Origin of the sequence: Candidatus Williamhamiltonella endosymbiont of Tuberolachnus salignus, assembly GCF_964019775.1 — a bacterium.
Taxonomy (GTDB): domain Bacteria; phylum Pseudomonadota; class Gammaproteobacteria; order Enterobacterales; family Enterobacteriaceae; genus Hamiltonella; species Hamiltonella defendens.
Genome location: NZ_OZ026471.1, coordinates 779,980 through 800,427, shown reverse-complemented (window position 1 = coordinate 800,427; position 20,448 = coordinate 779,980). Strand labels below are relative to the sequence as shown.

The 20,448-nt window shown below is 37.7% G+C and carries 19 protein-coding genes and 1 pseudogene; 10 read left to right on the top strand and 10 right to left on the bottom strand.

Annotated features, from left to right (window positions below; genetic code table 11):
* Positions 1-47: 47 nt before the first annotated feature.
* The 3 genes from ribB to AACL23_RS03770 form a co-directional block, all read right to left on the bottom strand.
* Complete coding sequence (gene ribB, locus AACL23_RS03780; protein ID WP_100097056.1) at positions 48-704, bottom strand: 3,4-dihydroxy-2-butanone-4-phosphate synthase; 657 nt, start codon at positions 702-704, stop codon at positions 48-50.
* Positions 705-904: 200 nt separating this feature from the next.
* Positions 905-2,203, bottom strand: coding sequence for a hypothetical protein (locus tag AACL23_RS03775; protein WP_339050225.1), 1,299 nt, complete (start codon positions 2,201-2,203; stop codon positions 905-907).
* 18 nt (positions 2,204-2,221) lie between these two features.
* A complete protein-coding gene (locus tag AACL23_RS03770) occupies positions 2,222-2,413 on the bottom strand; it encodes a hypothetical protein (protein WP_171967573.1) in 192 nt (63 codons plus the stop codon).
* A 247-nt stretch (positions 2,414-2,660) separates the two neighbouring features.
* Here AACL23_RS03770 and AACL23_RS03765 point away from each other — a divergent pair, with 247 nt between their 5' ends.
* The 6 genes and pseudogenes from AACL23_RS03765 to AACL23_RS03740 all read left to right on the top strand — a co-directional run bounded on the left by AACL23_RS03765 (position 2,661) and on the right by AACL23_RS03740 (position 9,295).
* Positions 2,661-2,864, top strand: coding sequence for a YheV family putative zinc ribbon protein (locus AACL23_RS03765; protein ID WP_100095966.1), 204 nt, complete (start codon positions 2,661-2,663; stop codon positions 2,862-2,864).
* A 301-nt stretch (positions 2,865-3,165) separates the two neighbouring features.
* Positions 3,166-4,326, top strand: coding sequence for a glutamine-hydrolyzing carbamoyl-phosphate synthase small subunit (carA, locus tag AACL23_RS03760; RefSeq protein WP_171967574.1), 1,161 nt, complete (start codon positions 3,166-3,168; stop codon positions 4,324-4,326).
* Positions 4,327-4,341: 15 nt separating this feature from the next.
* Positions 4,342-7,566 (top strand): carbamoyl-phosphate synthase large subunit, encoded by a 3,225-nt coding sequence (carB, locus tag AACL23_RS03755; RefSeq protein ID WP_339050220.1) that lies wholly within the window; start codon positions 4,342-4,344, stop codon positions 7,564-7,566.
* A 281-nt stretch (positions 7,567-7,847) separates the two neighbouring features.
* Positions 7,848-8,052: pseudogene (locus tag AACL23_RS03750) on the top strand (type II toxin-antitoxin system Phd/YefM family antitoxin).
* Positions 8,049-8,303 (top strand): Txe/YoeB family addiction module toxin, encoded by a 255-nt coding sequence (locus tag AACL23_RS03745; RefSeq protein WP_012737848.1) that lies wholly within the window; start codon positions 8,049-8,051, stop codon positions 8,301-8,303. Before AACL23_RS03750 ends, AACL23_RS03745 begins: the two are co-directional and overlap by 4 nt.
* Positions 8,304-8,569: 266 nt before the next feature.
* A complete protein-coding gene (locus tag AACL23_RS03740) occupies positions 8,570-9,295 on the top strand; it encodes a hypothetical protein (protein ID WP_158530899.1) in 726 nt (241 codons plus the stop codon).
* 396 nt (positions 9,296-9,691) lie between these two features.
* Here AACL23_RS03740 and AACL23_RS03735 read toward each other — a convergent pair whose 3' ends face one another.
* The 5 genes from AACL23_RS03735 to pgpB form a co-directional block, all read right to left on the bottom strand.
* The gene (locus AACL23_RS03735; RefSeq protein WP_100097057.1) at positions 9,692-10,021 is read right to left on the bottom strand and encodes a stress response translation initiation inhibitor YciH; all 330 of its coding nucleotides are present in this window, start codon (positions 10,019-10,021) and stop codon (positions 9,692-9,694) included.
* A gap of 6 nt (positions 10,022-10,027) precedes the next feature.
* Positions 10,028-10,762: an orotidine-5'-phosphate decarboxylase gene (gene pyrF, locus AACL23_RS03730; RefSeq protein ID WP_100095970.1), complete on the bottom strand. Its 735-nt coding sequence runs from the start codon at positions 10,760-10,762 to the stop codon at positions 10,028-10,030.
* Positions 10,763-10,839: 77 nt separating this feature from the next.
* Complete coding sequence (gene lapB / locus AACL23_RS03725; RefSeq protein WP_095033778.1) at positions 10,840-12,018, bottom strand: lipopolysaccharide assembly protein LapB; 1,179 nt, start codon at positions 12,016-12,018, stop codon at positions 10,840-10,842.
* Entirely contained in the window at positions 12,019-12,336 is a 318-nt protein-coding gene (locus tag AACL23_RS03720) for a LapA family protein (RefSeq protein ID WP_174889167.1), read from the bottom strand.
* 49 nt (positions 12,337-12,385) lie between these two features.
* Positions 12,386-13,126, bottom strand: coding sequence for a phosphatidylglycerophosphatase B (gene pgpB / locus AACL23_RS03715; protein WP_339050212.1), 741 nt, complete (start codon positions 13,124-13,126; stop codon positions 12,386-12,388).
* Between the two features lie 153 nt (positions 13,127-13,279).
* On the opposite strand from pgpB, the gene ribA reads away from it, so the two are divergent.
* The 4 genes from ribA to AACL23_RS03695 all read left to right on the top strand — a co-directional run bounded on the left by ribA (position 13,280) and on the right by AACL23_RS03695 (position 15,822).
* Positions 13,280-13,870 (top strand): GTP cyclohydrolase II, encoded by a 591-nt coding sequence (gene ribA, locus AACL23_RS03710; protein WP_095033781.1) that lies wholly within the window; start codon positions 13,280-13,282, stop codon positions 13,868-13,870.
* A gap of 90 nt (positions 13,871-13,960) precedes the next feature.
* Positions 13,961-14,983, top strand: coding sequence for a TerC/Alx family metal homeostasis membrane protein (locus AACL23_RS03705; RefSeq protein ID WP_339050209.1), 1,023 nt, complete (start codon positions 13,961-13,963; stop codon positions 14,981-14,983).
* 293 nt (positions 14,984-15,276) lie between these two features.
* Positions 15,277-15,420: a hypothetical protein gene (locus tag AACL23_RS03700; RefSeq protein WP_339050207.1), complete on the top strand. Its 144-nt coding sequence runs from the start codon at positions 15,277-15,279 to the stop codon at positions 15,418-15,420.
* 33 nt (positions 15,421-15,453) lie between these two features.
* The gene (locus tag AACL23_RS03695) at positions 15,454-15,822 is read left to right on the top strand and encodes a hypothetical protein (RefSeq protein WP_095033783.1); all 369 of its coding nucleotides are present in this window, start codon (positions 15,454-15,456) and stop codon (positions 15,820-15,822) included.
* Between the two features lie 311 nt (positions 15,823-16,133).
* Here the strand turns inward: AACL23_RS03695 and tpx are convergent, their stop codons facing one another.
* The gene (gene tpx, locus AACL23_RS03690; protein WP_339050205.1) at positions 16,134-16,643 is read right to left on the bottom strand and encodes a thiol peroxidase; all 510 of its coding nucleotides are present in this window, start codon (positions 16,641-16,643) and stop codon (positions 16,134-16,136) included.
* Between the two features lie 266 nt (positions 16,644-16,909).
* Entirely contained in the window at positions 16,910-20,362 is a 3,453-nt protein-coding gene (mfd, locus tag AACL23_RS03685) for a transcription-repair coupling factor (RefSeq protein WP_339051571.1), read from the bottom strand.
* Positions 20,363-20,448: the final 86 nt, after the last annotated feature.

Below are 20,448 nucleotides of genomic sequence, written 5' to 3'. Positions count from 1 at the left end.
GATTTACTCTCCAAATATGATTTTTGAATAAATTTTTTTAAAGTAGTCTATGAAAAATTTGTTTCTATATCAGTTTGACGATATTCAATCAGATCCTCAATACTTAAAACCGTCATTTGATGTTTTTTTGCAAACGCAATCACTTCAGGGGCACGCGCCATGGTGCCATTGTCATTAGTGAGTTCACATAACACCCCCGCAGGTTTTAAACCCGCCAACCTTGCCAGATCAATCGCCGCTTCTGTATGCCCAGAACGACCCAGAACGCCTTTGGGATGCCCTTTTAAAGGGAAAACATGGCCTGGACGATGAAGATCAGCAGGCTTTGCTGTCTGTGATATCGCCGCTTTAATGGTGGTGATCCGATCTGAGGCTGAAACCCCTGTGGTAACCCCTTTTGCTGCTTCAATACTGACTGTAAAAGGGGTTTGAAAAGTACTGGAATTTTTTTCAACCATCATCGGTAGTTCAAGCTGTTGGCAACGTTCTTCAGTTAAACAAAGACAAACAATACCACTGCCATGACGAATCGTCAGGGCCATTTGTTCGACCGTCATGGTTTCTGCCGCAAACACAAAATCGCCTTCATTTTCGCGATTTTCATCATCCAGCACCATAACACCATGACCGTTTTTTAAATTCTCCAGTGCCTTTTTGACGCGGGCCACAGAATTTCCGAAATATTCAAGACAGATCTGATTCATGAAAAATCCTTCTGTGAAAGACGAACAAACCATCATTAGGAGAATCTTTAGCTAAATACCTAAAAATGATGACAATCAATAATATTAAATTATTGATATGATTTAAATATGATCAAATCTATTTGTCATTAGAATAAAATTGTTTAGCCATAGAGTGGTTTTTGTTTGTTTTAATTCTGATAAGCGTATTAAAAATATTTTCAGGAAGCGTTACTGATCACAGTTGGAATGACGTCAGAGTGTAAAACAGGATTTTCCGGAACATGCGGTGCATCATCCGATGAAAATTGACTCATCCCCTGTTTTAACAATCCAGCCTCATTTTGATGCGAGTCACCCTGTTGAAACGATGAATCAACTTCAGGCTTTAAAGCATCTTTAGACAGTGAAGTCACTTCAGCAGATGAGCCGTCACCATCCTGATTTTTTGTTGGTGCCGGTTCTAACCAAGCGTGAAATCCTTCATTTGAATGTGTTTCAACCCAATTTTTAAAAGGGGTCGAATATGCTTCATCATAAAGTTTTTGTATTTTTTTAAAAAATTCTTCCTTATTTTCTTCAACCATATCTTTTGTATCATACAATAATTCATCTATAACATTCGGAAACATATCCTCAAAATAAGCAATAACAACAGGCCCTGCAATATAATGGCTTAGGTTATTGTCCTTCAAAAACTGATCGCTTAAAAGGTTTTTTAATGTCAAACTTTTATTAAAGTTTTTTTCATCAAGATGGTTTTTTAAATCACTGAGAAAATGAATCGCGTTTTCACCTTTTGATAATCCAGCAACATACGTAGGTATGCCTTCCCTCAAAATAGAAAAAGAATTAATGACTTCTCCTACCCCACTGTAATTCATGAACACGTGAACAAATTCGTGTCTTATAGTCCTATTGAGTCGTTCCTGAAAACGACCACCAAGATAGACATATATATTATTATTGGGCGCATACCCTACTAAGTTAATTTCCTTAGACTTAGTATAATCATAAAAACTTTTTTCATTTTTAAAAAAATGCAATGTAAAATGCGCTTTATTTTGATGTCTTACAAAAGACGACTTATTTTTTATAAAACCAAATGCTTCATTAAAGGTAGTTAAAGTATTTGTTAATGCTTCTTCAATCTCATTTTTTGTTAAATCCGTATTTGCCTCTATGATTTTAAAAATTTCTATATATTCTGAATTTGGGTCTACAGTATTTTTATCTTTTTTTGCTATTCTAAATAATTCATCTTCTCTAAAAGTAGGAATATTATTATTTTCACAGAATTGATTTATTTCTTCAATAGTGAATGATTTTGATTTCATTTTTTCAGAAATTTCTTCATATAATTTTTCATATTGTTTTACTGTAATCAATCTATCAATCATTTTTTGATAAATGAATTGATAAAATTTACCGGCAGTTATTTCGGTCTTATAATAATTCGTATTATTTGTTGTGCTTGTAGATGCGTTGTTTTTTTGATAAGAATTTTCTATTTCTCTCAAAGCTTTTGAATAAGGATGTCAGTGATGATTAATTTTACCTTTCAAATACTCTAATACGCTATTTATATCATTTTTATTTTTAATTGAATGTTCTAAAATATATTGAGAGAGTTTACCCAGGGCGTATTGATCATTTAAAAATTCATAAAAAATGTTGGGATTTGTTATATTTTGAGATGGAATGAATATGTTTTCTTGAGACGTCATCATAATTTATTTTCTCTTTTTTTAAAAATTAAAATTTAATGATAATCAATATAAAAAAAATATTTTTGATTAAAAATCAGTTTAATTTAATTTTTTTAATTAAAACTTATTAGTGTAATTAATTTACTTAAAAATAGATCAAAAATGCTAAATTTGATTAAAAATATGTCCTTTTTGCGTTTGTCTTGTTAATTTTAGTGCAACCCCTCTTCCTGACATATTTGACGAAAAAAACAGTGGGTTTAGGAATATGAACCGAAAACGAAAAAAATTTATTGCGGGCGGGGTTTGTCCGAAATGTCATTCCATGGACACATTGGCAATATTGTATGAAGAGCAAGGTGAAAAAATGGAGTGCGTGAAATGCGGCTATGATGAATATCAAAAAAATGACGCTGATTTTAAAAGTCATCAAGATCCTAAAAGCATCATCGGCCGATTTTCTCTCAAATAAAAATGGTTGAGTGTTTTTTATCCCATTTTTTGAAAATACTTCTGAAGTGTATTCATCTGCCTCCAGGGGGATGAATTGTGTCAATTTTACGTCAGCCTGCACTTGCTTGCGAATGAACTTGGCAAAAAAAGATCGCATCTTGACGAGATTCATCGTTAAAAAGATATCATCTGTGCTAGACATAGATACGACACATCATTAGAATTTCTCGCAATTTGTCTGAAAATAGGCGTTTTAGAGATGACTGACTTTGACCTCAATAATCTGCATATCAGCAATTTTGATTTTCCTGGAGGATATTTTGATGACGTCAGCACTATTGGTTCTTGAAGATGGAACCGAATTTTACGGTCGATCGGTTGGATCGATAGGGTTGGTCGTCGGAGAAGTGGTTTTCAATACTTCAATGACAGGTTATCAGGAAATTTTGACTGATCCTTCTTATTTAAGACAAATCGTGACTCTGACCTGCCCTCATATCGGGAATGTGGGCACCAATCTTTCTGACGCAGAATCCGATAAAGTCTATGTACAGGGCCTGGTCATCCGGGATTTATCCCTGGTGGCCAGTAATTATCGTAGTGAAGAAACCCTGTCGGATTATCTCAAACGCCATCATATCGTGGCCATTGCCGATATTGATACTCGAAAGCTGACACGTCTTTTGTCTGAAAAAGGCGCTCAAAAAGGCTGCATTATCGCGTCAAAAACTTTAGATCCGGCGCTGGCTTTAGAAGAAATTCATGATTTTCCGGGTTTAAAAGGCGTAGATTTGGTCAAAACAGTCTCTGTCAAAACCCCCTATGATTGGGTCGAAGGGACAGGAGGATGGCTCAGTGATGGTACGCCAAATACCAAAAAACGAGACGCATCTCCTTTTCATGTGGTCGTGTACGATTATGGCATTAAGCGAAATATGCTTCGTATGCTGGTGGATCGAAGCTGTCGCGTGACGGTCGTTCCCGCACACACTTCAGCCCAAGCGGTGATCTCATTAAAACCCGATGGTGTGCTTTTATCGAATGGTCCAGGCGATCCCGCACCCTGTGAATATGCAATCGCTGCGATTCAAGATTTACTGGAAGCGAATATCCCCCTTTTTGGCATTTGCCTCGGCCATCAACTGCTGGCTCTGGCGAGCGGCGCAAAAACGATCAAAATGAAATTTGGCCACCATGGTGCAAATCATCCTGTGAAAGACTTAGAGAGCGGTCTTGTGATGATCAGCACACAAAATCACAGCTTTTCTGTTGATGAATCGACCTTGCCTCCTTGCTTACGTGCAACTCATCGCTCCTTGTTTGACGGCTCATTACAAGGCATACATCACACCGATAAAGCGGCCTTTGGTTTTCAGGGCCACCCTGAAGCCAGCCCTGGCCCCCATGATATGGCGCCGCTTTTTGATCACTTTATCGATTTGATGCAAATGCATCATGAAAAATCTCTTCATCATCTGTAATCAGGAATTCACATCATGCCAAAGCGTACAGATATCAATAGCATTCTGATTTTGGGTGCCGGCCCTATTGTCATTGGTCAAGCCTGTGAATTTGATTACTCTGGCGTTCAGGCTTGTAAAGCCTTGAGAGAAGAAGGCTATCGGGTGATTTTGGTCAATTCTAATCCCGCGACCATTATGACAGATCCTGACATAGCAGATGCCACCTATATTGAGCCAATTCATTGGAAAGTGGTTCGCAAGATCATCGCCAAAGAACATCCTGATGCTTTATTGCCGACCATGGGTGGACAAACGGCACTCAATTGCGCACTCGAGTTAGAGAAAAAAGGGGTTTTATCAGATTATGGCGTGACCATGATAGGTGCTACAGGAGAAGCGATTGATAAGGCTGAAGACCGAAGGCTTTTTGATAAAGCGATGAAAAAAATAGGCCTGAATACCCCGCGTTCTGGCATTGTCCATAGCATGGAAGAGGCTTTTTCCGTTGTTTCTGATATAGGTTTCCCTTGCATTATCCGCCCCTCCTTTACTATGGGCGGCAGCGGCGGGGGGATTGCCTATAATCGCGAAGAATTTGAAGAAATTTGCGAACGAGGGTTTGATTTATCACCCACGCATGAATTGTTGATCGATGAATCCCTGATCGGGTGGAAAGAATATGAAATGGAAGTCATCCGTGACAAAAATGACAATTGCATTATTGTGTGTTCGATAGAAAATATGGATGCCATGGGCATTCACACTGGGGATTCTATCACCGTCGCACCTGCTCAAACTTTGACGGATAAAGAATATCAAAGAATGCGACATGCTTCGATGTCAGTATTACGTGAAATCGGTGTCGAAACAGGTGGCTCGAACGTTCAATTTGCCGTCGACCCAAAAAGTGGACGGCTGGTTGTCATTGAAATGAACCCCCGCGTTTCTCGTTCTTCAGCACTGGCATCAAAGGCCACCGGGTTTCCTATCGCAAAAATTGCGGCAAAGCTGGCTGTTGGTTACACCTTGGATGAATTAAAAAACGACATTACAGGTGGCCGAACGCCGGCGTCTTTCGAGCCTTCTTTAGATTATGTGGTCACCAAAATGCCCCGCTTTAACTTTGAGAAGTTTGCAGGAGCAAACGATCGCTTGACGACTCAGATGAAATCTGTCGGAGAAGTGATGGCCATAGGGCGAACTTTTCAAGAATCGCTGCAAAAAGCGCTCAGAGGGCTAGAAGTTGGGGCCACGGGGCTCGATCCCAAAGTGTCTTTGAATGATCCGGAGGCCATTACCTCTATTCGTCGTGAGCTCAAAGATGCCGGAGGGGAGCGCATCTGGTATATCGCAGATGCTTTTCGTGCGGGGCTCTCATTAGACGCAGTCTTTGATCTCACCCAAATTGATCCCTGGTTTTTGATGCAGATTCAGGAACTCGTCCAGCTCGAAGCACAGCTGACTCAAACCGGCATTCAATCCTTAGACGCGCTTTTTTTAAGGCATCTTAAACGAAAAGGATTTTCGGATGCACGTTTGGCCAAATTACTGGCCGTACCCGAAAAAGAAATACGAGACCGACGCCACCAATCGAATTTGCATCCTGTTTATAAAAGAGTGGATACCTGTGCTGCGGAATTTGGGACAGATACGGCCTATTTATACTCTACCTATGAAGAAGAATGTGAAGCCAGACCCAATCACGAACAGAAAAAAATCATGATATTAGGAGGAGGACCTAATCGGATTGGTCAAGGAATTGAATTTGATTATTGCTGTGTGCACGCATCTTTAGCGCTTCATGAGGCCGGATATCAGACCATTATGGTCAATTGCAATCCAGAAACCGTTTCGACGGATTATGATATTTCTGATCGCCTGTATTTTGAATCCGTCACGCTGGAGGATGTCCTTGAAATAGTGCGGATTGAACAACCACAAGGGGTTATTGTTCAATATGGTGGGCAAACGCCTCTGCGCTTGGCTCGAGAGCTTGAAGCGGCAGGCGTTATTATTTTGGGAACGAGCCCTGATGCGATTGATAGAGCAGAAGATCGTGAACGTTTTCAGCAAGCCGTTCATCGCTTAGGCTTAAAACAGCCTGAGAATGCGACGGCCCAAACACTTGAAGAAGCTTTTTTAAAAGCTGACCTTTTAGGTTATCCGCTGGTGGTTCGCCCCTCTTATGTCCTCGGGGGGCGCGCGATGGAAATCATTTACAACAGGGTTGACTTGCAGCGTTATTTTCAAAATGCGGTTCAGGTTTCTAATGATTCGCCTGTATTATTGGATCGTTTTTTAGATGATGCAGTTGAAGTCGATGTTGATGCCATCTGCGATGGTGAGCACGTTTTCATCGGCGGTATTATGGAACACATCGAAGAAGCAGGGGTACATTCTGGCGACTCGGCCTGCTCACTGCCGGCTTATACCTTAAACGAGTCTATTCAAAAATGTATGCGGGATCAGGTGACAAAACTGGCGTTTGAACTCGGTGTTAAAGGGTTAATGAACGTCCAATTTGCTGTCAAAAAAGAACAGCTGTATCTGATTGAAGTCAATCCGCGTGCTGCCCGCACGGTGCCTTTTGTCTCCAAGGCGACGGGTATCCCCTTAGCAAAAATAGCGGCGAAAGTCATGGCAGGGCAGTCATTAGTTCAGCAAAATATGTTAAATGAAATCATTCCTCCTTATTATTCTGTTAAAAAAGTGGTCCTGCCCTTTGATAAATTTCCTGGCGTGGATCCCATCTTGGGGCCAGAAATGCATTCCACAGGTGAAGTGATGGGGGTTGGACATACTTTCGCAGAAGCATTCGCAAAAGCAATGTTGGGGAGTCATTCATCAATGAAAAAAACAGGGCGAGTCTTGCTTTCTGTTCGAGATGGCGACAAAACACGAGTGGTTGATTTGGCAAAACAATTTTTACAACAAGGTTTTGAGTTAGATGCGACTCAAGGGACCGCGGATGTTTTAGAAAAAGCGGGGTTGCCTGCTCGACGGGTCCATAAAGTGCATGAAGGTCGCCCTCATATTCAAGACCGCATTAAAAATGGAGAGTACATTTATATCGTCAACACTACCTCAGGGCGCCAAGCGATTGAGGATTCTAAATTAATTCGCAGAGCCGCATTACAATACAAAGTGCATTATGATACGACTCTCAATGGTGGGCTAGCGACTGTGATGTCTCTTATGGAAAATCCGATTGAAAAGGTGATCTCCCTTCAGGAATTGCATGCCAGTTTTATAAGGTGATATGCCTAAACGATTTAAATTTAGTTAAGATATAAAATAAAAGCAGAGAACTTCACTGTGACATGGAGTCTTTGTTTGCAAAATATATCCATCAATCAAAATTAAATCGCTTAGCCATGGCAAGTAATAAAATAGACCATTTTTAGGCCATATGCTCCTTATTAATAATAAAAGTACAAATAATTGTACTTTTATCTTATAAAAAAATGAGCAATTTAAAAGGGAATAACCGAATGCAAACCGTCAATTATAGCGAAGACAGGTAAAATTTTGCCTCACTGATGAATAAAACCATTGAAGATAGAACCTCCCATATTAATCACCAGACAGAAAGGGATACCGTGCGTTTTAATGTCCTTTGATAAATATCAATCACTGTAAGAAACGGCGTATTTACTCCGTTCGCCCAAAAATGCCCGAAAACTGATAGAGTCCATCGAAGAGATCAATCATGAAAAAGGTCAAGAAAGAGAATTGATAGAGTGAAAATCGTCTTTTCTAGCCAATCGTGGGAGGATTATCTTTATTGGCAACAGGTCGACAAAAAGACGTTAAAACGTATTAATGAATTGCTACGCGATATTCAATGTACCCCTTTCTCTGGAAAGGGAAAGCCAGAACCTCTGAAGCATGATTTATCGGGTTTTTGGTCTAGACGAATCACCGATGAGCACAGGCTGATACACGGAATAAATAACACGACTCTCAAAATAGTCTCATGCCTTTATCATTATTAAAATGTCATTAATAATTGTATGTTCGAGATTTCATCGTTGAGAGTGCTTTTGTTAAAAAGGCTCGAAATTTATCTTGATAACTAGGGCCGACCATTTTTTTGAGTTGGTAAAAAGCGATCACTTTTTTCAATGTCGATTCAATATCAGATTTATGAATACAAAAGCTAGCTTTACCTTTTTGGCAAAATTTAGCTAATTAAGTATTTTTTTGAAAGCATGAGCTCAAAAAATTTGTCATTATAAATTCTAACTTTGATTGGTGAAAAATGATGAGTATAAAAAAAGCGTGCAAAAATTTTGTTTCAAATTTGAATCTATTTGTTTGTAAAAAAATCAGAGTAAATAAAAACAAATTTGTTAATCTTATTAAAATTAAAAATTCAAATTGTAGTTTGAAGACTAAAGATGTGAAGAATGAAAATAAAACAAACGAAACTGTAGAAAAACATGCTGGTATGAGTACCAAAAAATATGAACAAAACAATTGTACTTTAACTCATGATAATTTATCAGAACAAACCTTCGACTTCTTCCAATCATTACCTGTATTACCGCACAGAATCATAATTGATAAGCTTAATATGAACCAGATTTATAATTGCGTGAAAGCTGGAATTAATTTAGATGAAAATGAATATCCAAATACAACACGTTTGGTTGAATGGATTAATAACGCGCCTAATAATGATGAAAAGAAGAACCGTTTATTAGTTTCAGAAAAAATTTTACATGCTATCAGAACGAAAGCGAGTTATTTGAAATTAGAAGATGCACCAATAACTAGCCTACCAGACCTTAGTAAACTTGATTTTGTAAAATCGATATCTGTATATGATCCAGGGCATAAAGCATTTTCTGATCTCCTTTCAAGAGAAGTGACTGCTTTCCCAACCTCATTAACCCGCATTTTGTGTCATAGTGTTAAAAAAGAATTCACTAAAGATACACCGCCTGTATTAATGGACATGAAAAAGTGGACTAAAATCGTTTAGGGTGAGGTCGAAAAATAGCACAGTGATCAAATACGAAAGTCTAAAAAATAAACTGTGTCAATAGCCATTCTAATTAAGAATTTGATTATTGAGGATAAAAAAATGCCTATAATCGATGAACTGATACATTAACCAGGTGTTTTCGAATCAACGGAACACTAAACGCCTTTAATCTGTCATTTTAAATAGCCATTTAACTATTAATTATTAATTTTCATTAAACGCCCTCAGTTCACCGCTGCTGACAGACTTCGGCACAATAAAGGAATAACGTCCATTCAGAGGTCCGTTGGAAAACGGGCAGTAAGGAACATCCAAATAAAATAAATTCACTTAATTCGTGATCTTTTTCAAGCGAAACTCAATCCCGTTTTTTCATAAAATTTCGAACCTGTTTTACCCTCTAACCAGTCTCACTTTAAAACCTTTCGCTTCAAGTCGTTTTTTTAAAAAAGCGATTTTATCTCCTTGAATTTCAATGATTCCTTGTTTAACCGTTCCCCCGCAACCACATTGCTTTTTTAATTCTGCCGCCAATGAAGAAATCGCTTCATCCCCTCCTTTTAAACCGATCACAAGGCTTACCCCTTTACCTTTTCGTCCATGTGTTTGGTACTCTAATCGTATCAGAGCATCTTTTTGAATAGGTAAAGGTTCCCGCTTTTCTAATTTAGGAAAAGCATTCTTATCTGTCGAATAAATTAAATGACTGTTGGGATCGTTCATCATATTTTATGAGTTCATCAATAAAGTATATAAATTTTTTAAACTTTGAACTGGATGTTCAGATCCTGTTATGGGACGACCTATGACCAAATAATTCGCCCCCGCTTTTAAGGCTTCTTTTGGATCCATGGTGCGTGACTGATCAAAATTAACACTGTTTAATGGGCGAATACCCGGTGTCACTAGCTGAAAACTTGATCCACAGTGCTGTCTTAACATTTGAGCTTCTTGAGCGGAACAAACGACACCGTCCATTCCAGAATCTTGACTTAATTTTGCTAAACGTGTCACTTGTTCTTGCTGTTCACCATAAATACCTATGGGCTGTAAATCTTGAGTTGTCATGCTCGTGAGCAGGGTCACCGCAATCAATAGAGGAGCTTCTTTACCGTAAGGCAAAAGTGTTTTTTTGGCCGCTTCCATCATATGGCCGCCTCCGCTTGCATGCACATTGACCATCCAGACGCCTAACTCAGCAGCGGAAGCCACTGATCGAGCCGTTGTATTCGGAATGTCATGAAACTTAAGATCAAGAAAAACCTGGAATCCCCGTTTTTGCAACTCTTTAATCCATTCAGGCCCATAGAGCGTGAACATTTCATTCCCCACTTTTAATTGACAATACTGAGGGTTAATTTTGTCAACAAAAGCCAACGCTTTATTTTTATCCCTGTAATCGAGTGCAACAATAATGGGTGAAAGAAAGTGAGATGAATTTTTTTTAGGCTTGTAAAATATCATTTTTTGTCATTTTCCATTTTATATCAAAGGGCGGTTCTTTATAAAAGATGCATCTCTTCAATTAGCTCGATGAGCATTTACTGACCATCAAAGCCCTTAATAGATTTGACTGAATCCCAAGAGCGACAAGATGGGCAACGCCAGTAGAAAGAATGTGATGTAAAACCACATTGACGGCAATGATAAGAAGGTTTTGTGCGAATCTGTTCGGCAACAATGTTCATTAATAACAATAAACTTTCTTTTGCTCGACCTTCCTCTGCATCCAATAAATGATAATGCATTAATCGATGAAAAAGATGGATATTGGGATGACGTTGTAATTGCCGGTTAACATAAATTTGCGCGGCTTCTAATCCCTCTTTCTGTTCAATTAAATCTGACATCATCAGCTCAGCGACTACCCCTGCCCCCTCATTTACGCAACGGTTTAAAAAAATCATCCAATCCGATGTGGATTTCGGTAAATTTTTGTAGCATTTATCAAGCATGAGTAATGCTTCACTAATGACTTCTTTATCCTGATCCAATACTTTTTGAAGCACTGCCACTGTTTTAGAAAAATCATTAGAATCAATATAAAGTCTTCCAAGCATAATGGATGCTCTCGCACAATGCTTATTTACCGAAATGGCGTTTTTTAGCAAACTAATGGCATTAGAAGTATCATCGATAGCAATCGCCTTTAAAGCCAACTCACAATAAAAATGTGCCACCTTTTTTTGTAAATGTTGATGTTCTTTGCCTGATTTGATTAATTTTTGGGCGACTTTAATGGCATTAACCCATTCGCTCATGGCCTGATAAATCGCCAAAAGCTGTTGTAATGAACTCACTCGAAAATTTTTTTCTTCAATAAGTTCATTAAACATTCTTTCCGCACGATCATACAATCCCGCGGCCATATAATCTCGCCCTAATTGTTGAATAGCTAATAAACGTTGATCAAAGGTCAGAGAAGCACTTTCCATCAAAGATTGATGGATCCTGATGGCACGATCCGTTTCGCCTCGAGAGCGAAATAAATTTCCTAACGTTAAATGCGCTTCAAAAGCAGAACCCTCTTTTTTAAGCATCTCGAGGAAAAGATCAAAAGCTTTGTCTTTTTGATTTGAAAGTAAAAAATCCAGACCATTGACATAATTACGTGATAATCGATTCTCATTTTGTTGTTGATTGTTTTTAAAACCTCTCGATCCCATATACCACCCGTAGCCTGCTGCTACAGGTAATAATAAAAATAGAAGCTCAAGCATTTAAAAAAATCTCTTTTTATCGTCAATGATCTTTAAATTGGCGTCATTTTTGACCTGTTGATCTTGATTTAATGTTAATTGTTTTATTTTTCGTTTTGCTTTCATCAGCGCTATTCGTGCTTTTAAATAAAATATACCCGTGATGATCCACCCCAAAAATAACCCAGTTAAAAAAATATTGACTAACAAGGTTGATAAACGATATGAGTTTTGAGCCAATAAATAATTAAAAACAACCTCTTCCTTATTATTCGCCCCAAATATGATTAAAATCACGGACAGTATGCAGACTAATAAAAAAATGAGAACAAATTTCACAGATATTCCTACCTTAGAAAAAAAGTAAAAAAACGTTAATCAATGAGCGTTAGAACTTTTCTTTTTTATTCAATGGGATTGGATTAATCCAGCGATAAACAACCCAGCATGATAATATGCTCAATAAACTACTGATTAATATTGAGACAAAAATGTCGATCGGCCAGTGCATGCCTAATAGCAAACGGCTGATCATCACTCCGGATGACCACAACATCAAAAAAATCACCGTTTTATAATAACGAAGGGGCCATAGTAAACCGACCGCCAGTAGAGCCCAACTCGCAGCAAAAATACTGTGCCCTGATGGAAAAGAGAATCCTGTTTCAGCCTGCCAATATTTTTTCAACCAGGTGGGCGCATTCGTTTCCGATTTTAATAAACGTTTTAATAAAAGCGTTCGAGGTTCAATATTTAAAGAATAAAAATTTTTATTTTCAATATGATGCTTTGTTTCCAGGCATACTAAAAAAGGTCTAGGTTCTTTTATTTGATTTTTCATGATAATTTTCACCGTCTGCCCAATGACCATTAATATCAACAAGAGCACCAAAAATTGCAGGGCAACCTTTAAACGAAAGCGCAAACATCGAAGAAAACAAGCCGATAATAAAATACAGGTCAAAATGCCCCAAGAATAACTTGCCGTTTGTGTTACTCCAAATAGCCCCTTTAATAAATTAGAATCAGCATGAGTAAGCTGCCATTGCCACCCAAAAATCCAGGCGCTAGACGGAATGATCAATAAAAGCATACTGCTGAAAATAATTTGTTTCATCACACTTTTCATTTCACCTCCTTTGATTTATTTGAATCATTCATACGATCTGCTTTATATCTTGCCGAATAAAATAAAGATAAGCCAAGAAAAAACCGGCAATATATCGCTTTTATCTTATGACTAAATTACACTAAAAAATTTTTAAGAGTATGACTTATCGACATGAATCTGAAACGTATATCGGAAGCAAAATTACCGACCCCTTGGGGTGATTTTTTAATGATCGGATTTAAAGAATTAGACAAGGAACAAGAGCATCTTGCATTAGTTTTAGGTGATATTTCAACGGATGCCCCCGTATTATCCAGGATCCACTCTGAATGTTTAACAGGAGACGCCTTGTTTAGCTTACGTTGTGACTGTGGTTTTCAACTGAAAGCCGCATTTAAGCAGATTTGTGAAGAAAAACGAGGTCTACTCATTTATCATCGTCAAGAGGGAAGAAATATCGGACTGTTAAATAAAATTCGAGCTTATGCACTTCAAGATCAAGGAGCTGATACGGTTGAAGCAAACCATCAACTTGGTTTTGCCACCGATGAACGTGATTTTACCGTCTGTGCCAACATTTATAAAATTCTGGATGTCAAAGCGATACGTTTGCTGACCAATAATCCTGAAAAAATCAAGATTTTGAAAAAAGAAGGCATCAATGTTGTTCAGCGAGTGTCGTTAATCGTAGAGAGTAATCCAAACAATCAAGACTATTTATCAACAAAAAAGAATAAAATGGGGCATTTTTTTAAAAAATAATTTTTACTGTTTTTTAATTTGACCATACTTTCCTAATCATCATTTTATGATATCGCCTTGAAGTTAACATCAACCTGATTGAGAAAAAATATGGAACCTTTGACTATTGGTTTTCCTCCAAAAACACTCATCGTATTTGTCACATTATCTGTACTGGCTATTTTTATAGATTTGTTTATGCACAGAAATAATAAGCCTATTTCACTTAAAAGTGCTTGTTTTTGGTCGCTTTTCTGGGTTGGAATTGCCTTTGTTTTTGCGGGTTTTCTATACTTATCCCATGGCCAGGAATTGGCGACTTTATTTATCACTGGATACACTTTAGAAAAAGTACTATCTATCGATAATTTATTTGTGATTATGGCTATTTTTGCTTGGTTTGCAGTCCCTGATAACGATAAGTTACGTGTTCTCTATTGGGGGGTAATTGGGGCCATTATTTTTAGGGCGATTTTTGTTGCCATAGGAACCAGTTTGTTATCCTTGGGGCCTTGGATAGAATTTGTATTTGCCGGTATTGTTGGTTGGACAGCCCTCATGATGCTTAAAGATAAAAAAAATCAACAGCAGACTGAAGATTACTCTCAACATTTTGCTTATCGGCTGGTGAAGCGGTTTTTCCCTATATGGCCTAGACTTAAGGGTTCGGCGTTTTTATTAACAGGAAATGAAGTCAAGAAAGAATTAAAAAAACCAGAAAACAGCGATATTAAGATTGACCAATTTAGAAACAGTGCGTTTTATGCCACTCCATTAATGTTGTGTTTGGCCGTTATTGAACTTTCTGATGTGATATTTGCATTTGATTCTGTACCCGCTGTGGTCGCTGTCAGTCGTGATCCTGTCATTATTTATAGTGCCATGGTCTTTGCCATACTGGGTTTAAGAACCTTGTATTTTGTGCTCGAAGCAATGAAACAGTGTTTAATCCATCTGGAAAAATCTGTGATTGCGTTATTATTTTTTATTGCCATCAAACTGGCTTTAAATGCTTCAGAGCATATTTTCCATCATGGCTATCATATTTCAGGGCCAACCAGCTTATTGATCGTGATGGTAGTATTGATGCTTGGAATTATAGCCAGCTTTTTATTTCCTAAAAACTCAGAGTGAATTTTTTGAAATGTGACTCACATATTATGTTTATATGGCACCATTAAAAATGGTAAATTATTGAAATAAATAAATTATATATTAATTCAAAAAATACAAACCAAGTAAAATACCTTATTCAATAAATTAACGTGGCGTGATATAAACGCTCAATTGAAATATTGATACTTATTTAATATTTTATAAAATAATTTATTTACATTTTACCCATTTTCATAAAAAATGACGAAATTTTAATCATAAGGGAAAATTATACGCCTCTACCATCAATAAACTACTCTAAGAAAACCGAAATGCCACAAATAAGTCTTATAGATCAAAAAGGTTTTCATAATAAAGAAAATCTCCCTGAAACCTTTAAAGAGGTAACAAAAAATACATCCCCTAAAAATACACCACCCACACTTCATGCAAGCAGCAGCAGTGAAACAAGTTGAAATAAAAGTTATTTATAAAACATCTCTGAATTCTTGGATACCGCAAGTACATATTGTCAGTACGCTAAAAATGGTCGTTTTGGTAAAAGTGACCCTGAAGAATATCCAGCACCAATTTTATCAAATATGTTAACGGGTTTGTTCACTGGCCTTATAAAAACTGCACATAAAGTATCAACAGGAGATTTGAATGTTGATGTTCCAGCGACTAAAGAAAACTTTGAAAAAGTAACGAACGTGTTTTCAGATTGTATGAAAGTAAAACATAATTTTTCTGAGGCATCTAATTATCGTAAGGAGCAAGCTCGATTGGTTCCTCATTTTAAAGAGACTAAAATTACTACAGATAAAGAAGAGAATAGTTTTGCTTTACAAACAAGATCTTCCCACGGATTAAATTAAATAAAAATACTTTAAAATAAGCCACTGAGAAACGAAAAAAAAGTCAGTTCCGGTTAATCAAAAACGTAAAGACAGTTTTTGATATTTTTTATCCTGCCAAAAAACGTTGAATCTCAGAGCGAACTTTGTATTTTTCTTTTCTTAAGCTCTTCACAGATAGAGCAGACAACTGGATCATAGCTAAAAATGATGGGATCTTTTCAATTTTGATGCACAAGAGCCCTCATTCACTAAAATCATCTCTTTGTCTGTTTGACTGCTATCTTGTTTCCCATGTTTTCAATTTTCTACTGCAGAGAGCGGATGAAATGTTACAGTTTTTTTAACGCATCCAAAGCAGCTTCATAATTAGGCTCAGTAGTCATTTCGCTCACCAGCTCACTATAAACAATTTCATCTTGCTGATTGAGCACTAATACAGCCCTTGCCGTTAATCCCTTTAACATCCCTTCGGATATGTCGACGCCATAAGCGTGCTTAAAACTGTTATCGCGAAAAGCAGACAGGGTAATGACATTGTTTAAATTTTCAGCACCACAAAATCGAGATTGAGCAAAAGGAAGATCAGCAGAAATACAGAGAACAACAGTATTGCGGAGTTCCGCCGCTGATTCATTAAATCGACGTACTGAAGCAGCACATACCCCCGTATCAATGCTTGGAAAAATATTCAGGATCTTATTCTTTCCTGCAAAATCACTGAGTGAATGTTCTGATAAATTTTTTCCAACCAGTTTGAAAGAAGGGGCCTTATTACCTGGTTCAAGAAATTTTCTTGAAACTCTGGTTTCTTTTCCCTGAAATAATACTGTTTGTGTCATTTTTAATCTCCTTAAAAACCTCTTCAAAACTGATCGGGAACCGTGACTTCTGTCTTGACAGTTTTTTAACATGACACTCTAAGACTTTGAATAGACAGCCCTTGCTGGAGTTTTGAATAGAGAGGTAATGAAAATATACTTTTCTTTATCATGCTGTTTCAATTAAAAATTGATATTTGATAGCAGAAAAATACAAATCTGCGAAAAATTTCGCGCTTCATAATACAATTATTTCAAAAAATAATCTATTTATCTCTTCAATTAATTCAAGCTGTTATCAATCTATGATCTTCTAAAGATGATAACAGATCTTCAATAAATTTAAGACGCTCGTTTTTATTCTTTAAGTCGAGAATAAATTTCAATTTGCTGGAGCCTTCTAAACGATAAATTGTTGAGTTTTTTTGTAATAAACCAATTAAATAAGCAGGATTGACTTGATGATCGTCTCTAAAAGTTAAAAATCCTCCTTTTTCATGACTTTCAATTCGCTTAATGCCTAATTTTTCTGATTTCTGTCGGAAATAAGCCGTTTTTAAGAGATACTGCACTTCATCTGGCAGTAAACCAAAACGATCAATCAATTCAATCTTGAGCTCATTTAATTCAACATGATTATTCGCATTTGCAATTCTTTTATAAAAAGACAAACGAATATTAACATCAGGAATAAAATTTTCAGGCAGGAGCGTTGGAAGGTGCATTTCAATTTCAGATTGAGGACGAATAAATGCTTCCAATGAAGGATCTTTGCCTTTTTTAAAAGCCTCTACTGCATTTTCTAGCATTTCCATATAAAGAGAAAACCCCACTGCATTTATTTGACCACTTTGGTTTTCTCCCAATAATTCTCCAGCACCACGAATTTCAAGATCGTGGGTGGCCAAAGCAAATCCAGAACCTAAATCTTCTAACGAGGTAATGACCTCCAAACGTTTTTTTGCATCATTTGTTATGGCCTTTGGGGGAGGCGTCAGTAAATAAGCATAAGCCTGATGATGGGAACGCCCAACTCGACCACGCAATTGATGAAGTTGTGCAAGACCAAAATGGTTTGCTTTTTCGATAATAATGGTATTCGCATTTGCAATATCGATACCGGTCTCAATAATCGTGGTACAAACCAACAGGTTGAAGCGCTGATGATGAAAATCGTTCATCACACGTTCTAGATCCCGTTCTCGCATTTGTCCGTGAGCCAAGGTAATTCGTGCTTCAGGCACCAATTTTTTTAAGGTTTCATAAGTTTTTTCAATGGTTTCAACCTCATTATAAAGATAGTAAACTTGACCGCCTCTTAAAATTTCACGCAATATCGCTTCCTTGATTAGAAACGAGTCATATTCTCTTACAAACGTTTTTACGGAAAGACGCCGAGCAGGAGGAGTAGCAATAATAGATAAATCTCGCATGCCACTCATTGCCATATTCAGTGTACGAGGAATCGGCGTTGCCGTTAGGGTCAAGATATCAACATCCGTTCGGATTGCTTTTATTCGCTCTTTATGGCGTACACCAAAACGATGCTCCTCATCTACGATCAACAAACCCAGATCTTTCCAGCACAAATCATTTTTCAACAATTTATGCGTTCCTATAAGGATATCTAACTTTCCTTCCGCCACTTGTTGCAAGATCTGTTTTTGTTCTTTGGCGGTTCGAAACCGTGAAAGCATTTCTATTTGAATCGGCCAATGAGCAAAACGATCGCGAAAATTATCAAAATGCTGCTGAGCAAGCAAAGTGGTTGGCACTAAAACGGCCACTTGTTTATGATTGATGACCGCTAAAAAAGCGGCTCTCATCGCCACTTCCGTTTTTCCAAAACCGACATCTCCACAAACAAGTCTATCCATCGCTAATGGCTGAGACATATCATTTAATACAGCATGAATAGCCTGTTCTTGATCTGGGGTGGTCTCAAAAGGAAAGCTTTCGCAAAACAACTGATATTGTTCAGAGTCTTTCTTAAATGAAAACCCGGGTTTTGCGGCTCGCTGAGAATAAATACCTAAAAGTTCTGCGGCCACATCCCGTACTTTTTCGAGTGTTTTTTTACATGCTTTTGTCCAGGCATCCCCTCCTAATTTATGTAAAGGCGCATTTTCGTCTGAAGAACCTGAATAACGCGTGATGACATTTAAAGAAGAAACCGGAACATAAAGTTTATCTTCATTCGCATAACCTAAAATTAAATATTCGGCTTGAATACCACCTGTTTCTAAGTTTATCAGGCCAAGATAACGACCCACTCCGTGTTCGAGGTGTACAACAGGCTGGCCAGAGCGAAGCTCCATCAAGTTACGTATTAAAACATCCGTATTAATGATCCGTCGATTGTCCTGGCGCCTACGATTAACTCGCTCACCCAACAAATCACTTTCACAAATAAAAGCCCGAAGCCGCTGAGTATCGATAAAACCGCGTTCCATGGCTCCTGGCATCAAATAATGCCCATGTTGAATGGCTTCATCTAATGAAGAAATCAAAACTGGATTGATTTCCATCGGCTTTAAGAGATCTCGGAGTGTTTCTTGACGGCCTTCAGTTTCCACTGAAAACACCACAATGCCCTTAAAGCGTTTTATAAAATCAGATAAATGCATCAAAGGATTTTTTTGCGATCGTTGCACAGCCAGCTCTGGCAATGGCTCATAAGGTAAATTGGTATTTGCGGATTTATTAGGTAGCGTCTCAGTTCTTAATTGAATACGAGGCCAGGCTTTTAGTCCGCTAAAAAGCTCTGGTACATTTAACCATAATTTATCAGGCGCCAATAACGGGCGCATGGGATCAATGCGTCGATGCTCATAACGTTGATGAATATCTTTCCAAAAACCTTCCGCTGCGGCCTGTATATCACCTATATTCATCAACAAAACATCAGCGGATAAATAATCAAATAAAGTATCCAGGGGCTCATTAAAAAAAAGCGGCTGCCAATATTCAATGCCTGCAGGCAAAATATTTTTGCTGATTTGTTGGTAGATATGTTCTGGATCACGACGTATCTCAAATTGCTCTCGCCACTGACTACGAAACGATTCAATGGCTGTTTTATCAATAGGAAACTCATGAGCAGGCAACAAATTAATTTGTTCAATTTCAGATAAAGTGCGCTGTGTATCGACGTCGAAAACTCTCAAACTCTCTATTTCATTATCAAAAAAATCAATTCGATAGGGTTCATCACTCCCCATAGGATATAAATCGAGCAATCCGCCACGAATAGCAAATTCACCATGTTCCATCACCTGATGTACAGAACGATAACCTGCCTTATCGAGTTGAACACGCAATAGATCAAGGGACAAACGTTGGTTTTTTTTTAAGAACACGGCGTGACGATGCAAAAAAGAATAAGGACAAATTCGCTGCATAAAAGTGTTTATGGGAACAATAATCGCTCCACGATCTCGACTTGGCAGCTGATATAAACAAGCTAAACGATCAGAAATAATCGATTGATGAGGAGAAAAATGATCGTAGGGCAAAGTTTCCCAATCAGGCAAAATGGAAACGGGATGAGAGGTAAATGCTTGAAGTTCATATTTTAACTGCAGCCCAGTTTGCCTATCCGGGGTTATCAGGATGGCGAGCCCCAAATGACGCTCAATGATTTCAGCACACTCCAACACACATGCAGAACCTGTTAATTGACCTAATTGTCGTACGTCAGAAGGCGCAGTGGGTAATTTATAACGGTCTTTTTGAGAGATGATTTTATTTAACATAATGGATAAACATACAAATATAGTAAAAGAAAACCAGATCATAAATTATGCGATAAAGCTCGCAAATATAA

Excerpts from the sequence above, each read along its gene's own strand:
- ribB (WP_100097056.1), bottom strand. The coding sequence starts at position 704 with ATGAATCAGATCTGTCTTGAATATTTCGGAAATTCTGTGGCCCGCGTC.
- AACL23_RS03770 (WP_171967573.1), bottom strand. The coding sequence starts at position 2,413 with ATGATGACGTCTCAAGAAAACATATTCATTCCATCTCAAAATATAACA.
- AACL23_RS03765 (WP_100095966.1), top strand. The coding sequence starts at position 2,661 with ATGAACCGAAAACGAAAAAAATTTATTGCGGGCGGGGTTTGTCCGAAA.
- carB (WP_339050220.1), top strand. The coding sequence starts at position 4,342 with ATGCCAAAGCGTACAGATATCAATAGCATTCTGATTTTGGGTGCCGGC.
- AACL23_RS03740 (WP_158530899.1), top strand. The coding sequence starts at position 8,570 with ATGATGAGTATAAAAAAAGCGTGCAAAAATTTTGTTTCAAATTTGAAT.
- AACL23_RS03735 (WP_100097057.1), bottom strand. The coding sequence starts at position 10,021 with ATGAACGATCCCAACAGTCATTTAATTTATTCGACAGATAAGAATGCT.
- pyrF (WP_100095970.1), bottom strand. The coding sequence starts at position 10,762 with ATGATATTTTACAAGCCTAAAAAAAATTCATCTCACTTTCTTTCACCC.
- lapB (WP_095033778.1), bottom strand. The coding sequence starts at position 12,018 with ATGCTTGAGCTTCTATTTTTATTATTACCTGTAGCAGCAGGCTACGGG.
- pgpB (WP_339050212.1), bottom strand. The coding sequence starts at position 13,126 with ATGAAAAGTGTGATGAAACAAATTATTTTCAGCAGTATGCTTTTATTG.
- ribA (WP_095033781.1), top strand. The coding sequence starts at position 13,280 with ATGAATCTGAAACGTATATCGGAAGCAAAATTACCGACCCCTTGGGGT.
- AACL23_RS03705 (WP_339050209.1), top strand. The coding sequence starts at position 13,961 with ATGGAACCTTTGACTATTGGTTTTCCTCCAAAAACACTCATCGTATTT.
- AACL23_RS03700 (WP_339050207.1), top strand. The coding sequence starts at position 15,277 with ATGCCACAAATAAGTCTTATAGATCAAAAAGGTTTTCATAATAAAGAA.
- tpx (WP_339050205.1), bottom strand. The coding sequence starts at position 16,643 with ATGACACAAACAGTATTATTTCAGGGAAAAGAAACCAGAGTTTCAAGA.